This is a genomic window from Phyllobacterium sp. OV277, from assembly GCF_900104355.1.
Classification (GTDB): Bacteria; Pseudomonadota; Alphaproteobacteria; order Rhizobiales; family Rhizobiaceae; genus Phyllobacterium.
The window spans coordinates 1-14,581 of the sequence record NZ_FNIY01000011.1; the positions used below are offsets into that span (position 1 = coordinate 1).

The following is a 14,581-nucleotide window of genomic DNA, read 5'->3' on the forward strand; positions in this document are numbered from 1 at the left end:
CAGGTTCTGATCCAGCGTGCCAAGAAGCGTCTGGAAAACCTTGAATTCTTCCAGACCGTCAACATCTCGACTGCTCCAGGCTCGCAGCCTGATCAAGTCGTGCTTATTGTGGACGTCGTTGAAAAATCATCCGGCGATTTCTCGATTGGTGGCGGCTACACCACAAGTGGGGATGAGTCAGGTCCTTCAGTAGAAGGTTCAATCACCGAGAAGAATTTTCTTGGACGCGGCCAATATCTCCGCTTGTCGGCGGGAACAACCCTGTTCAACGATCAGAATTATCAATCCTATGGTCTGTCTTTCACGGAGCCTTACTTTCTCGGCGAACGCATCTCCGCAGGCTTTGACCTTTACAAACGCCAATCAGGGGTAACCGACAAATACCAGACAGATACCACAGGCGGGTCGATCCGTTTCGGACTCCCCATCGGTAATGATCTGACGGCGGGAGTGGCCTATAATCTGTCGCAGCAAACCATAACGATCGACGACGCTGCATTGACCGCAGCTGGCATTCCCGATCCGACGCAGGTCTCGCAAGCCTATATCGATGCTGCTGCGCAAGGCGCATGGGTAAAATCATCTGTGAGCTGGTCCCTCATCTACAACACCATCGATGACGTCAAGAATCCGCATGACGGGATTTACGCAAAGTTCGAGCAGGAAGCCGCCGGTCTTGGCGGCGATGCCAGCTTCCTCAAGACCACGTTCAAAAGCAGCGTCTACAAGACGCTGTCTGAGGAGCAGGATATCGTCGGGCTGGTGCGTGTTGGCGGTGGCTATATCAAGGAATTGGGAAGTAACGGCCTGAGTGTCTTTGATACGTTCCAGAATAACACCGATATGATCCGCGGCTTCAGTTCAGCTGGTATCGGTCCGCGCGACACCCGCGTTACGGACAGTGATGGCAGTTTCATCGGGGGTACAACCTATCTCAATGCGACGGCCGAGACCCAGTTTCCGATACCGCTGATACCCGATAGTGTTGGAATTAGAGGCGCTGTATTCAGCGATGTCGCCACGCTGTTCGGCAATGACAGTTCCTATGCCGCCAACACGGACATGCAGTGGCGCGCTTCAGTGGGCGCAAGCATTATGTGGGCATCACCATTCGGGCCGATACGCTTTGATTATGCAGTACCCGTGCTGAAGGTCGACGGCGATCAGGTGCAGAACTTCAACTTCAATATGTCGAGCAAGTTCTAGTCATCCAAGAACAGCGAAATCAGAAGTCGATGGATGCGTAGAAGATCGCAAAAACACCGTCCAGCACGATAACGATGAAAATCGATTTCACCACAGATGCAGTCACGCGCAGGCCCAGCGATTCAGCGCTGCCGCCAACCTTCATCCCTTCAACCGCTGCAATCGTCCCGATGATCATGGCCATAAAAGGGGCCTTGATCAGACCGGCCAGAAAATACTGGACGCTGATGGCATCACGCAGATTGGCTATGTAGATACCCGGTGACACGTCCGAATAAAGCCATAGGGCAACAGCACCGCCTGCAAGGCCGGCGAAATCTGCAATAATCGTCAGAAGTGGCAAGGAGATGCTCAACGCGACCAGACGGGGAAACACCAGCACGCTGATGGGATTGAGGCCGATGACGTGAAGAGCATCAACTTCCTCACGCATCTTCATGGACCCAAGCTCCGCTGTAATTGCACTCCCCGAGCGACCGGCGATCATAATTGCGGTGAGAAGAACACCCGTTTCACGCAGCACCAGCACGCCAACAAGGTTGACCGCATAGGCTTCGGCTCCATAGGTGCTGAGCATGTAAGCGCCCTGCTGCGCAACGATCGCGCCCATAATGAACGAGATAAGGACCACGACCGGAATTGCACCAACACCCAGCCGGTCGATCTGATGAAAGAATGCGGGATACCTGATCGGGCCGCCCTTGCCTGCCCGCACTTGGGAGCCTGTCACCACGGCACCCAACACATGCATTGATTTGATAAAATCGTCCCCGAAATTGACAACTGTTCTGCCAATTGTATCGAGAAGCTGAATACCGATATTCATCTTGTGCGGGGCCGCATAGGCATCTGCAGGCGCGGATGCGGTTTTGCCGACTGCATCAAACAAAGTTTCCCAGTGCTTCTTCAAGCCCCGGATTTCCACCTGTTTACCCGCACCCTCAAGGGACACACGCAACCGGTCCACCAGCCAGGCACCCGCTGTATCCAGGGCGTCCACATCCGACAGATCAATGACGGCACTTGAGAACTCTTTCCGGTGCTCGATCTTGTGCATCTGCGCGTTGACGCGCCCGACGTAGCGGGTGATCCAGGAACCTGCCAGCACAACTGTTGCCTGGTCATTCTCGGCACTGAAACTAACGTTGAGGGGCTGCCCAGAAACGCCGGATTCGTGTGTCGCATCAACCATGGCCGAAATACTTTCGATTTTTGAATTTGCTGTTCGAACAAGCAGGCTGCTTTATCCCCCGCCTGTGCGGTTCTGGCAAGCACAACCCAAAACAAATTGCCTCTGGCCCTCAATGGCTTGCCAAACATTTGCGCGACCGATGCATTCCAGCACCTGTTATTGAATCTCCCCTTCGAAACAGGGTCAAGCAATAAGAGAAAGCCGGTTGTCACACATGGTAACGACCGGCTTTCGATTTTCTGTCGGTAATAGCGCTGCGTAACTAGCTACCGCTACGGGAATGAAGCTGCGGAATGAACAGATCCGTCCAGCTTGCGGGTTTGACCTTGATCGTACCGGCAAGGTTCATGAACTCGGCAAACTGCATCACGCCATTTGGTGTTGTGGAGAATTTGGAGTCCTTGTCGTTCAACATTTCAAGAACTTCTTCGACGGAAACCTTTACCTTTGAACTCTTGGCAAAGATTTCTGCCGCAGCCTGCTTGTTACCGGCGATGAAAGCATTGGCCTCATCCAGCGCGGCCAGAAATGCCTCCGTGGTTTTCGGATTGGCATCGACAAATTTCTTGGGCGCGAAGGTAACATCAAGCGTGATATTGCCGATAACATCGACGGAATTGACCACACGATGCATTTTCGGGTCTTTCAACTCCAGATAGGAGAAGGGAGGCGAAGTGAAGTGCGATGTGATCTCGGTCTGGCCACTCGTCACCGCTGCCAAGGCTTCCGGATGCGGCAGGCTGACCGTCAACGGGTCGAGCTTTGCATAATTCTCACGCCCAAATTCGTGGGCTGCCATCATCTGCAGAACAACAGCCGAAAGCGACGTCTTGATCCCCGGCAAGGCAATCTTGTCCTTGGGCGTCAGATCCTTCAGCGTTTTGACTTCAGGATTATTCGAATTGAGCCAGAGCGATGTGGCGCTTAGCCCGCTGATGCCAACAACTTCAACATTGGGAATACCCTTGGCTTTTGCCCACAGGGTAACAAAACCGGGCGCTCCAGTTCCTGCGAAATCGAGCGAACCCGCCATCATGGCGTCATTGATCACATTTCCGCCGTCCAGCATCAGCCATGTGACTTTAACGTCGCCGAGGCCTGCCTTGGCTGCCTGCTTTTCCATCAGCTTCTGATTTTCCATAACGATCAGCGGCAGGTAGAGAATGCCGTAGCCTTTGGAAATCCTTACCTCGTTGACCTCAGCCTGGACGGGTGCAACTGCGCCTGCCAATCCAAGTCCGACGCCCAGCGCAGCGGCACATAGTTGTTTCAAGATGTTCATCATATTCCTCCCTTTATAGATACCGGCTCCCGGCGGTTTAGAGTCAAGCCTGCATTCCCCAGCGGCGAATGGTCTTCTTTTCAATCGTGGCAAAGATCAGGTTTTCAACGGCAAGGCCAATCAGGATAACGGTGAACAGGCCCGCAAAGACGTTGGCGGTTTCAAGCTGGTTGCGGTTTTCAAAAATGAACCAGCCAAGACCACCCGAACCCGAGGACACCCCGAATACGAGTTCGGCTGCAATCAACGTGCGCCATGCGAAAGCCCACCCCACCTTCAGACCTGTCAGGATCGACGGGAACGCGGCGGGTATCAGGATGTAGCGGACGAGCTTGAGGCCGCGCAGGCCATAATTGAGACCCACCATCCGCATCGTGTTGGATACGGATTTGAAACCGGCATGGGTATTCAAAGCAATCGCCCAGAGCACCGAGTGCACCAGAACAAAGATCACGCTTCCCTGTCCGAGGCCAAACCAGATCAGCGCCAATGGCAGCAATGCAATCGCCGGAAGAGGATTGAACATGGACGTCAAGGTTTCGAGCAGATCAGCGCCAATGCGCGACCCAATCGCCAGCGTGGTCAAAAGTGAAGCAAGCACAATGCCGATGCCATACCCGATGAGCAGGGTTTTCAGGGATGCCAGCGTTCTGGCCGGAATGGTTCCGTCGGCGATATTGGAGACAAAGGCAGAGAACGTTTGGGTAAAACTCGGAAACAGCAAGGGGTTACCCAGCCAGCGCCCGTACATCTCCCAGACAACAGCCAGAACGAGCAGGATAAACGCCTTTCGCACAGCACCGATACGGTAGATGCGTTCAAAGCCGGAAAGCGTCTTTTCGACCTGCAGAAAATCCTTCTTGCTGTCGCCACGCAGAATTTCCGGTCGTGTGTAGAGAACTTCGGTCATCATTTTATCCGATCTCAGCTGGCAAACAGCATGTCGTTGATGCGGGTTTCGAGAGCTGCCTGCGTACCGGTTCCAAGTTCGCTGGGAGGTATGCTGTTCAGCTCAGCCTTGACCTGTCCCGGATGGGGCGAAAGCAGCAAAATGCGTGTACCAATGCGGATTGCCTCTTCGATGGAGTGTGTGACGAACAGAACCGTAAAATGCGTGTCATCCCAAAGCTGCAGCAGTTCATCCTGCATCTTGCGGCGCGTCAGCGCGTCAAGCGCAGCAAACGGTTCGTCCATGAGCAGTACATCCGGCTCCATAGCCATGCCGCGCGCGATGGCGACGCGCTGCTTCATCCCGCCTGATAACATGTGAGGATAGCTGTCGATGAATTTTGTGAGCCCGACCTTGTCGATATAACTGCGTGCACGCTCGCGGGCTTCTGCCGGTTTTGCGCGACCGCTTGAAGTGAGTGCGAAGACAACGTTCTCGCCAACCGTTTTCCAGGGCAGAAGTTGGTCGAATTCCTGAAACACCATCATGCGATCAGGGCCGGGTTCCGTGACTTCCTTGCCCTTGAGCTTGATCTGGCCTTCGGTCGGCGTGAGATAGCCGCCAATTGCCTTGAGCAAGGTGGACTTGCCGCAACCTGACGGTCCAAGCAGGACAAAGCGATCGGATTGAAAAACCTGAAAATCGACACGGTGCGTGGCCGTAACCAGCGTGTCTTCGGTCTTATATTGCAATGTGACGCCCTCAACGCTCAGCAATGCGCCGCGAGCATCAATCGACTGATGCAAAGTCATACTTCCTCCCAGTGCGTCTTCTCTTTTGCGCAACGCTGTAACGTTGACAAAACTCCCAAGCCGACTGTACTTGCGGTAACTGACACATACCTGACTCAAGTTTCGGGGGCACGATTTGCGCATTCTTGTCGTGGAAGACATGCCCGACATCGCCAAGGCAATTGCCCAGCGTTTTGAAAAAATCGGGCATGCGGTTGATTGCGAAACCAATGGCCGCACCGCCAGTGAAGTGCTGCTGGTGCAGGACTATGACCTTATCATCCTCGACATGATGCTTCCCGGAGCAGACGGCTTTGAAATTCTCAAAGGACTGCGTGCTCGCAAAGACAAAACGCCGGTTCTGGTGTTGACTGCGCGCTCTGCTGTCGATGACCGCGTGGATGTTCTTGATCTCGGAGCCGATGATTATCTGACCAAGCCGTTCGATTTTCGCGAGTTGGAAGCGCGGGCCCGCGCGCTTCTGCGCCGAAGCGCGGGGATGTCTGACAATGCGCTGCGATTTGGTGATCTTGTCATCGATCAGGCCGGACGCACGGCAAGCATTGCCGGTACGGCTCTTGACCTCACCCGCCGCGAGCTGATCGTGCTGGAGATTCTGGCGGCACGGCCAAAGCGCTTCATCTCTAAGGAGGAGTTGGTGGAACAGCTTTTCAACTTTGATCAGGAGCCAAGCGCCAATGCGGTTGAGCAATATGTAACGCGCCTGCGGCGTAAACTGGCGGATACAACAATCGAAATTCGCACCACGCGAGGATTGGGCTACCAGCTTGCAATCAAGTGATATCCGTTATTCGCTCCACGTCCGGATCATTGTGTTCATCGCGCTCATTCTGGGTGTGGGCGCGATCGTCCTCGCTTTTGCCGCCTGGCAATATGCAGGAATCGCGGCGCGCGATGCCTATGACAAGCTATTGATCGGCGGCACAATACAGGTTGCTGAAAACGTCTATGTTCAGGGCGGGGTTGTAACGCTCGACCCTCCTGCGGCTGCTTTCGCCACACTTTCCGCCTATGATCTTGTCTTCTATCGCGTCACCGATCCGCGTGGGGTGGTTGTGGCCGGTTATGGCGATCTCGCCCCGAAAATTCCGTCAGAGGAAATCCGTAAGGGCGTGGTTCTCACCGATGATACCTATCAGGGGCAACCGGTTCGCATTGCGGCCATTGGCAAACAGATCGATACGCCCTCGGGGAGCGGTTGGGTGGAAATCGTATTGGCACAGACATTGCGGGCACGGCAGTCACTTGCATGGGATCTGACCGGCAAGGCTGTTGGAATGATTGCCATCATGAGCCTGCTTGCCTTGATAGCCGGAGCCATTTCCGTTCGCATCGCATTGAAACCACTCACGCGTATCGAACGGGAAATTGCAGCACGCAAACCTGATGATCTGCGCGCGATCCGCGTTACACCTCCCCATGAAATCCGCGCATTGGTTGGTGTTCTTGACGACTTCATGCGCCGTCTCGCAGACCGTATTGCCTTGATGCAACGTTTCATTGCCGATGCAGCCCATCAGATGCGCACGCCTTTGGCAGAGCTTAACGCGCAAGTCGAAATCCTCTCGAATGATGCAGACCCCAAACTGCAGAACCAGATTGGCAGGCTTGGCGCCAAAGTAACCGAACTCGGCAATCTCACCAGCCAGCTTCTGGACCACGCCATGGTCATCCACCGCGCCGGTACTGTTGCATTTACTTCGATTGAGTTGAATGGCTTGGCCAAAACCACTTTGGCGCAGTCGGTGCCGCTTTCTCTCGAACGCGAGGTCACGATTGCGTTCACGCCCAGCCCGGCAGAACTTCATATTCAAGGCGATGTGATCAGTATCCGGGAGGCGCTGACAAATCTCATCCAGAATGCCTTGATTCATGGAGCATTGACCCGATTGTCGGTGGAACTCAACCACGATGCCAGTAAGGCTTGGATCAATGTTTGCGATGATGGACCAGGTATTGCACCATCAGAACAAGAGCGGGTGCTGGAACCATTCGAAACAGGGCTTGGCCATACATCCGGTTCCGGTCTGGGCCTTGCAATTGCTGTCGAAGTAGCAAAAGCACATGGTGGAGAACTTACTTTCAGCAATGCACCGGGTGCATTTTGTGTTCGGTTGACCTTTCCACTTTGATTGAGTGAACGGGCGTAGCCATCGTCGTGATGTTTCGCATTATTTCTCGCAAGAGACCGGATTGATCTGCTATTGCCAGTTTCACAATATCTCTTTTACGGGGAACGGCATGTCGCGATTTTCGCCACTCGCCGCAATACTGATTGCGGTTGTGATATTTGCGCTGGATACGCTGACGAGCTTTGATATGGCCATCGCCGTGCTCTACGTCACGGTCGTGCTCCTTTCCCTCTCATTTGCCACGAGAAAGGGACTTCTGTTTATCGGCGCTGTTTGTATAGGCCTGACACTGCTCAGCTTTGCCGTTTCCCACGGCGAAAATCCCACGTCGGATTCTACCGCCCGGTGTTTTGTAAGCCTTGCCGCCATCGGCATCACCACGTTGCTGGCATACAGGGTCAAAACGGCTATCGCTGTCCTTGGCGAGAGTGAACAAAGATACCGGACCATCTTTCTCGCAACGGGCGTTGCTATCCTTGAAATGGATTTTACCGCCGTTAAAGCTGCAATTGAACGGCTCAAAGCCGATGGCTTCCCTGATATGCGGACAGCCGCAGAGGTCAATCCCGACTTTGCACGCACTGCAATCGGGATGATGAGGCTGACCAACGTCAACAACACCACCCTGACCACTTTCAAGGCAAAGGACCTTGATGCTTTCAGGACCGCTTTGCCAAAACTTATCGGCAAGGAAATGGAGGGATCAATCTGGGCATTGCTCGAGGCAATATGGGACTCCAACACATCATTCGAATCCGAAACGATGATGAACGATCTCGATGGCAACCGTATCTCTATCCTTTACAATGTTGCCATGCCGCATGACCGTCCATCGCTTGACATGGTGCTAGTGAGTATCGTGGACGTAACAGCGCGGCATGAGGCTGAAAATGAATTGCACCAGGCCCATGCGGAACTGGCTCACGTCACCCGTGTTGCCACGCTGGGGGAACTCACGGTGTCTATCGCCCATGAAGTCAACCAGCCGCTCGCGGCTATTGTTACCAATGGGGGAGCAGGTTTGCGCTGGCTCAAACGAAGTGAGCCTGACCTTGACGAGGTCGAAACATCAATGCAGCGCATGATCGCCGACGCGGGCAGGGCCAGCGAAGTTATCAAACGTTTGCGAGCGCTGTCGAGTAAAGCGACCTCGCAGACAATCCCTGTTAATCTCAACGAGGTCATCAGGGAAACCGTAGTGCTGGTTCAACGGGAATTGAGCAACCAGCGGATAGATCTGCAACTGGAACTCGTAGCTGACTCCCCATCGATTTCCGGCGATCCCATACAACTCCAGCAGGTCATCATCAATCTTATCCTCAATGCCGTTCAGGCGATGTCTGATCCGGCAATCAGGACCCGTAAACTTCTGGTGCAAACCGCCGTTGCCGGTGGCGTGGTTGTGACGAAAGTTCGCGACACCGGACCGGGTTTTGCCGCTGAGAAAGCTGCAAGCCTGTTCGATGCCTTTTATACGACCAAGTCAAACGGCATGGGCATGGGACTATCGATTTGCCGGTCGATTGTCGTTGCGCATGGCGGGCGGATCAATGCAAGCTCTGAACCTGGCAAAGGTGCCATCTTTGAGTTCACCATTCCGTTGCAAGAGGAAGCTGTGTCATGATCCAGAACACGCCGCCATTGGTGTTTGTCGTTGATGACGATGCTTCCTTGCGCGAGGCATTGGGCAGCCTTTTCAGATCAGTCGGTATGCAGGTCGAGCTGTTTGGCTCGCCGTCAGAATTTCTGGAACGCGGTCCCGTAGCGGCAGGCGAAAGTTGTCTTGTACTGGACATCCGCCTCCCCGGCGTAAGCGGGCTGGATTTCCAGAACCAGCTTGCGAAACTTGGCAATAATATTCCAATTATTTTCATGACCGGTCATGGCGATATTCCGATGTCCGTACGCGCGATGAAAGCGGGAGCACTCGATTTTCTTATCAAGCCATTCCGTGATCAGGATATGCTCGATGCCGTCTCGAACGCTCTCGCGCTTGATCGGGAGCGCCGCGCGACGGATGGCGAACTTTCCAATCTGAAGTCACGGTATGAGAGCCTGACGGCGCGCGAACGGGATGTTATTGCCTTGGTAACCACCGGGTTGATGAACAAGCAAGTTGCCGGAAAACTGGGCGTAAGCGAGATTACCGTAAAGATCCATCGCGGCCACCTGATGGAAAAAATGGGCGTCAGAACGCTTGCTGAACTGGTCAAGATTTACGAGGCGCTCCGGCCTGTTCTGGGCAAATAAAGCCGCGACCTAAACCTCTGTATGATATGATTCGGCGTCTGAAAAGCGCATCTTCGGCGTGCGTGAGCTGCATTGCGCATCCCATCAAAAGGACGGGCCGTGTCTGAAGTAAAATCCATAGCCATTATAGACGATGACGCGTCGGTGCTGGATGCTACCGAGAATCTGGTGCGCTCCTATGGTTTCAAAGTCAGCAAGTTTACTTCTGCTGAATCCTACCTTGCTTCCGTCGGAGACATCGAAATCGATTGCCTCATAACCGACGTACAAATGGACGGGATCAGTGGCGTCGAGCTGTCGCAAATCCTGTGGGAGAGCGGGGTCAAAACGCCGATAATCTTTATCACCGCGTTTCCCGATGAACGGATACGCAACCGTGTCATGGCGGCGGGTGCCATTGGCTTTCTGGGCAAGCCATTCGAAAGCAAATCCCTGATTGATTGCATCGAGCGTGCGCTGACCAACTGAGCGCTGCCCACGCGCTTGGTCTTTCCGATATCTGTATGATCCGACCAACACCTAAGTATGATTACCTAGACGAACCGCCGGATGTAACAATTGGTGAGTACACCCCGTACCTATCGACAGGAGACGCATCGTGACGTTTAGCAAAATCCTCGCTCCAGCCCTGGTTGCTGGCTTTCTTTCTATCGGTGTTTCCAGTGCCGCATTCAGCGCGCCACTGAAATGCGTCGTTCTCGTGCACGGTGCGTTTGTCGATGGATCAGGCTGGAAGCCCGTGTATGATATTCTCAACAAAAAGGGCTACAATGTCAGCGTTGTCCAGCAACCTCTCACTTCAGTTGCAGATGATGTCGCTGCAACCAAACGCGTGCTCGACCTTCAGCAAGGTCCGTGCATTCTCGTTGCCCATAGTTATGGCGGGGCCATCATAACCGAAGCTGGAAACGATCCCAAAGTTGCCGGGCTGGTTTATGTCGCAGCGCATGCGCTTGATCAAGGCGAAACCGAAGTCGGCAATGGCAAGCTCTTTCCTCCCGCTTACAAGTCTCTCGTGAAAACGCCTGATGGTTTTACCTATATTGACCCGGACCATTTTCATGCCGACTTTGCAGCTGATCTTCCGGCCAAGCAGGCGGATTTCGCGGCACACTCCCAGATGTGGACTGCCGCTGCGGTATTTTCGACACCAGCTACAGACCCCGCATGGAAGCATAAGCCGAGCTGGTACGTGGTGGCAAAGAGTGATCGGATCATCAATCCTGATCTGGAACGCATGTACGCCAAGCGTGCTGGCAGCCACACAATCGAAATAGCAGGTGCAAGCCACTCGGTTTATGAAACCCACCCTAAGGAAGTCGCAGCCTTGATCGAACAGGCTGCACAACAGTCGGTAAAATAGGTCGAGCCCCAAGGCAATGTACACCCCGCCACTGGCGAACGCCGGGGACGAGGTGAACTATTGGTCTACGGCATTCTCGTTGAACTTGATCTCCAAGAACCCTTGAACTTTGCATCTTGAAACCAGCGTAAAGCGTTTCTAGGGTTTGCGCAAAATGAACCTTTGGATACGAAGGAAGCAGGCGATGTTGACCCGTCGAATGATATTGGCTGCAATCGGCATGACCGCCCTCCCCACCAGACTTTTTGCCAGCACTGCTGATACCGTGCTTCCACTTTGGCCAGCGATACCGCCTGGTGGCGGTGGCCCAGCGGGTCCTGCCAGTGAAAGTGCCAAGGGCGCTCTCAGCAACATCGCTGCACCGTCGATAGAAGTGTTCCAACCCGCAAAGCCGAATGGCGTTGCGGTGCTCGTTGCAGCAGGCGGCGGTTACAAGCGGATTGAAATGAAAAAGGAAGCCCTTCCCGCAGCGAAGTGGCTGACAGACAGGGGTTTCACGGCTTTTGTCCTCACCTACCGGTTGCCGGGAGAAGGTTGGAGGGATGGGCCACTTGCGCCATTACAGGACGCGCAACGCGCATTGCGGCTGATCCGTCAGAATGCCAGTCGTTTCCAGATCGATCCGGAACGTATTGGCATACTCGGATTTTCCGCCGGTGGCCATCTGCTCGGACTGGCTTCCACGCGTTCAGCCTTCTCGTCCTATAATGCTGTCGATATGACAGACAGCCTTTCAGCACGGCCGATATTTGCAGGCCTGATCTATCCGATTATCACGCTGGAGGCACCTTACGATCATACGTCCACCCGCCGTATTCTAATCGGCAAACATCCAAGTCCTGCGGAAAGCGCGGAATGGTCGGTTCAAACCCATGTCCGCAGCCAATGTCCACCCATGTTTCTGGTTCAAGCGAAGGATGATCCCATTTCCGACCCGGCAAACACCCGCATCATGGCGGACGCCTGCAAACAAGCCGATATTCCAGTTGAACTTCATCAACTGGCAAGCGGAGGGCATGGCTTCGGAATGGGGGAAATAGGGACGCCAACCGGCGTGTGGCCGGATTATTTCGCCACCTGGCTTGCAAAGGTCGATGTTTCAGCGGCGCAACAACACCGCTGAAACCATTGACGCTCAGTTTCAGGCGGCGCGCGTGATGCGTATCGGGACCGACTTGAACGACGGTGTTCCCGATCGCTTGTCATAATGCGACAAGGCGACCAGCGTGTTCATCTCCGGATAATAACCAGCAGCGGAACCGCGCGGAATATTGTACATCACGGCTGTCACACGCTTGACGCGGCGTGGCCGGTCATCGGGTTCGCCAGGATTTCGGGCCGCTTCGATATCGATCATATCGCCATCCGATAATCCTCGGTCGGCCAGATCATCTGCGTTCAGAAAGATCACGTCGCGCCGCCCGAAAACACCGCGATAGCGGTCATCCATGCCATAGATCGTCGTGTTGTACTGGTCATGACTGCGGATGGTTGTGAGCGTCAGCACATTGGGTTCCAGAATGCGCGGGTCTTCATTCAGCCCATTGACCACCAGAAAACATGCCTTCTGGTTTGGCGTTTTCCACTCGCGATGCGATGCGGGGACACTCAGGCGAAAGCCACCCGGCTCTTTGATGCGCGCGTTGAAATCCTTGAAATCGGGAAAAACAACTTCGATCTTGTCGCGGATACGGCTGTAGTCTGCGATCATGGCGTCCCATTCGATACCGTAACGATCACCCAAAGTCGCTTTGGCCATCCCTGCAATCACGGCTGGTTCGGAGCGAATATCACCACTTGGCGGGTTAAGAAAACCGCGCGAGGCATGCACCATCGACATGGAGTCTTCCACCGTAACCGATTGCCTGCCGGTTTCCTGCATATCGGCATCGGTACGGCCGAGAACTGGTAAGACGATAGAGGTCTTGGCCGTCAGCAGATGTGAACGGTTGAACTTGGTCGTCATATGCACGGCAAAGTCGAGCTTGCGCATTCCGGCAAAAGTGGCATCAGGGTCCGACATGGCAACAGCCAGATTTCCGCCGAGGCAGACCAGCGCCTTGGACCGGCCATCAATAATTGCCTCAATGGCTTCGATGGCATTGTGGCCCCTATCGGCGGAGGGCTTGAAGCCGAAAGCCCGTTCCATGCCGTCAATCAAAGCGGCGTTGGGAATTTCGGTGATGCCAACCGTGCGGTCGCCCTGAACGTTGGAATGGCCGCGCAAAGGACAGATACCGGCGCCTTCCCGTCCGATATTACCGCGCAGCATCAGAAAGTTGGCAATCTGCTGGACGTTTGCGGTCCCGTTCCTGTGTTGGGTGATGCCCATGCCATAGCAGAGAATGACATTCTTCGATTTGGCATAGACATCGCCGGCGCTCTCGATAGCAGCACGGGTAAGGCCGGACATGAGTTCAATATCATCCCAGCTGGTCGCCTCGATATCATCCCTCAAAGCCTCAATGCCGTCCGTATGCTCAACGATGAAATCGCGATCAAGTACTCCGTTTCCGCCGCGTTCCAGATCAAGCCTGTCGAGCTCGAACACACGCTTCATCATGCCTTTGAGCACCGCGACATCGCCGCCGATACGAACCTGATGATAGGCCGAAGCAATATCCGTTGAGCCGAGCGTGACCATTTCTACGGGACTTTGCGGCGAAGCAAAGCGTTCAAGCGCGCGTTCTTTCAACGGATTGAAAACGATAATGGGAGCACCGCGCTTTGCTGCTTCGCGCAATGTTGTCATCATGCGGGGATGGTTCGTGCCGGGATTATGCCCAAAGCTGAAAATGGCATCGGCATGGTCAAAATCTTCCAGCGTCACCGTCCCCTTGCCGACCCCGATTGAATGCGGCAGACCGACACTTGTCGCTTCATGGCACATATTCGAACAATCGGGAAAATTGTTGGTTCCGTAGGCTCTGACAAACAATTGATACAGGAACGCAGCCTCGTTCGAAGCTCGCCCCGATGTGTAGAATTCGGCCATATTCGGATCAGGCAATGCATTCAATGCCGCGCCGATAGTCTCGAAAGCTCTCTCCCATCCAATGGGAATATAAGTGTCCGTTGCCGCATCATAAATCAGCGGATCGGTCAGGCGGCCCTGATCTTCGAGGTCGTGATCCGACCAATCCCATAGCTCCGTAACAGTGTGCGATGCAAAGAAGGAGGGCCCGACACGTTTGGCTGTCGACTCCCACGTTACAGCCTTTGCGCCATTTTCGCAGAATTCGAAAGAAGAGGTATGTTTCGGGTCGGGCCACGCGCAGCCCGGACAATCGAAACCATCGGGTTGGTTGGCCTTGAGCAAGGTTGCCGTGCCTTGGGCGACAATCTGCTGCTGGGCGAGACTTTCCGCAACCGCTTTCAACGCCCCCCAGCCACCCGCCGGTGCATTATAGCGCTCAATACCTTCGGGTCTCTTTTTGGCCATTTCAAACTCCTCG

General features: G+C 54.4%; 13 protein-coding genes. 8 read left to right on the plus strand and 5 right to left on the minus strand.

All coding sequences use genetic code 11. The annotated features are described in order from the left end of the window. Window positions 1-1,206 (plus strand): outer membrane protein assembly factor BamA (gene bamA / locus BLU05_RS22750; protein WP_139210509.1); only part of this gene is annotated, 1,206 nt, incomplete at its 5' end. Window positions 1,207-1,225: 19 nt separating this feature from the next. Here bamA and BLU05_RS22755 read toward each other — a convergent pair. The 4 genes from BLU05_RS22755 to BLU05_RS22770 form a co-directional block, all read right to left on the minus strand. Further along, window positions 1,226-2,398 (minus strand): ABC transporter permease, encoded by a 1,173-nt coding sequence (locus BLU05_RS22755; protein WP_091885280.1) that lies wholly within the window; start codon window positions 2,396-2,398, stop codon window positions 1,226-1,228. 262 nt (window positions 2,399-2,660) lie between these two features. Beyond that, window positions 2,661-3,680, minus strand: coding sequence for an ABC transporter substrate-binding protein (locus tag BLU05_RS22760; RefSeq protein WP_091885282.1), 1,020 nt, complete (start codon window positions 3,678-3,680; stop codon window positions 2,661-2,663). A gap of 43 nt (window positions 3,681-3,723) precedes the next feature. Next, window positions 3,724-4,590, minus strand: a complete 867-nt coding sequence (locus BLU05_RS22765) for an ABC transporter permease (RefSeq protein ID WP_091885605.1) — start codon at window positions 4,588-4,590, stop codon at window positions 3,724-3,726. 14 nt (window positions 4,591-4,604) lie between these two features. Next, window positions 4,605-5,381: an ABC transporter ATP-binding protein gene (locus tag BLU05_RS22770; protein WP_091885286.1), complete on the minus strand. Its 777-nt coding sequence runs from the start codon at window positions 5,379-5,381 to the stop codon at window positions 4,605-4,607. A gap of 115 nt (window positions 5,382-5,496) precedes the next feature. Between BLU05_RS22770 and BLU05_RS22775 the strand changes: the two genes are divergently transcribed. The 7 genes from BLU05_RS22775 (at window position 5,497) to BLU05_RS22805 (ending at window position 12,249) form a co-directional block, all read left to right on the plus strand. Next, window positions 5,497-6,162 (plus strand): response regulator transcription factor, encoded by a 666-nt coding sequence (locus tag BLU05_RS22775; RefSeq protein ID WP_091885289.1) that lies wholly within the window; start codon window positions 5,497-5,499, stop codon window positions 6,160-6,162. Then, on the plus strand, window positions 6,149-7,513 hold the full coding sequence (locus BLU05_RS22780) for a sensor histidine kinase (RefSeq protein ID WP_091885292.1): 1,365 nt from the start codon (window positions 6,149-6,151) through the stop codon (window positions 7,511-7,513). The genes BLU05_RS22775 and BLU05_RS22780 overlap by 14 nt, the downstream gene beginning before the upstream one ends. A 109-nt stretch (window positions 7,514-7,622) precedes the next feature. Beyond that, window positions 7,623-9,137, plus strand: coding sequence for a PAS domain-containing sensor histidine kinase (locus BLU05_RS22785; protein ID WP_091885295.1), 1,515 nt, complete (start codon window positions 7,623-7,625; stop codon window positions 9,135-9,137). Then, a complete protein-coding gene (locus BLU05_RS22790; protein ID WP_091885298.1) occupies window positions 9,134-9,763 on the plus strand; it encodes a response regulator transcription factor in 630 nt (209 codons plus the stop codon). The genes BLU05_RS22785 and BLU05_RS22790 overlap by 4 nt, the downstream gene beginning before the upstream one ends. A 99-nt stretch (window positions 9,764-9,862) precedes the next feature. After that, window positions 9,863-10,231, plus strand: a complete 369-nt coding sequence (locus tag BLU05_RS22795) for a response regulator (protein WP_091885609.1) — start codon at window positions 9,863-9,865, stop codon at window positions 10,229-10,231. Between the two features lie 130 nt (window positions 10,232-10,361). Further along, window positions 10,362-11,126: an alpha/beta hydrolase gene (locus BLU05_RS22800; RefSeq protein WP_091885301.1), complete on the plus strand. Its 765-nt coding sequence runs from the start codon at window positions 10,362-10,364 to the stop codon at window positions 11,124-11,126. Between the two features lie 220 nt (window positions 11,127-11,346). Beyond that, window positions 11,347-12,249, plus strand: coding sequence for an alpha/beta hydrolase (locus BLU05_RS22805; RefSeq protein ID WP_244518506.1), 903 nt, complete (start codon window positions 11,347-11,349; stop codon window positions 12,247-12,249). An 18-nt stretch (window positions 12,250-12,267) separates the two neighbouring features. On the opposite strand, the gene BLU05_RS22810 is transcribed toward BLU05_RS22805, so the two are convergent. Further along, the gene (locus tag BLU05_RS22810) at window positions 12,268-14,568 is read right to left on the minus strand and encodes an FdhF/YdeP family oxidoreductase (protein ID WP_091885307.1); all 2,301 of its coding nucleotides are present in this window, start codon (window positions 14,566-14,568) and stop codon (window positions 12,268-12,270) included. Between the last annotated feature and the right edge of the window lie 13 nt (window positions 14,569-14,581).

Excerpts from the sequence above, each read along its gene's own strand:
- BLU05_RS22755 (WP_091885280.1), bottom strand. The coding sequence starts at position 2,398 with ATGGTTGATGCGACACACGAATCCGGCGTTTCTGGGCAGCCCCTCAAC.
- BLU05_RS22760 (WP_091885282.1), bottom strand. The coding sequence starts at position 3,680 with ATGAACATCTTGAAACAACTATGTGCCGCTGCGCTGGGCGTCGGACTT.
- BLU05_RS22765 (WP_091885605.1), bottom strand. The coding sequence starts at position 4,590 with ATGACCGAAGTTCTCTACACACGACCGGAAATTCTGCGTGGCGACAGC.
- BLU05_RS22770 (WP_091885286.1), bottom strand. The coding sequence starts at position 5,381 with ATGACTTTGCATCAGTCGATTGATGCTCGCGGCGCATTGCTGAGCGTT.
- BLU05_RS22785 (WP_091885295.1), top strand. The coding sequence starts at position 7,623 with ATGTCGCGATTTTCGCCACTCGCCGCAATACTGATTGCGGTTGTGATA.
- BLU05_RS22790 (WP_091885298.1), top strand. The coding sequence starts at position 9,134 with ATGATCCAGAACACGCCGCCATTGGTGTTTGTCGTTGATGACGATGCT.
- BLU05_RS22805 (WP_244518506.1), top strand. The coding sequence starts at position 11,347 with ATGACCGCCCTCCCCACCAGACTTTTTGCCAGCACTGCTGATACCGTG.
- BLU05_RS22810 (WP_091885307.1), bottom strand. The coding sequence starts at position 14,568 with ATGGCCAAAAAGAGACCCGAAGGTATTGAGCGCTATAATGCACCGGCG.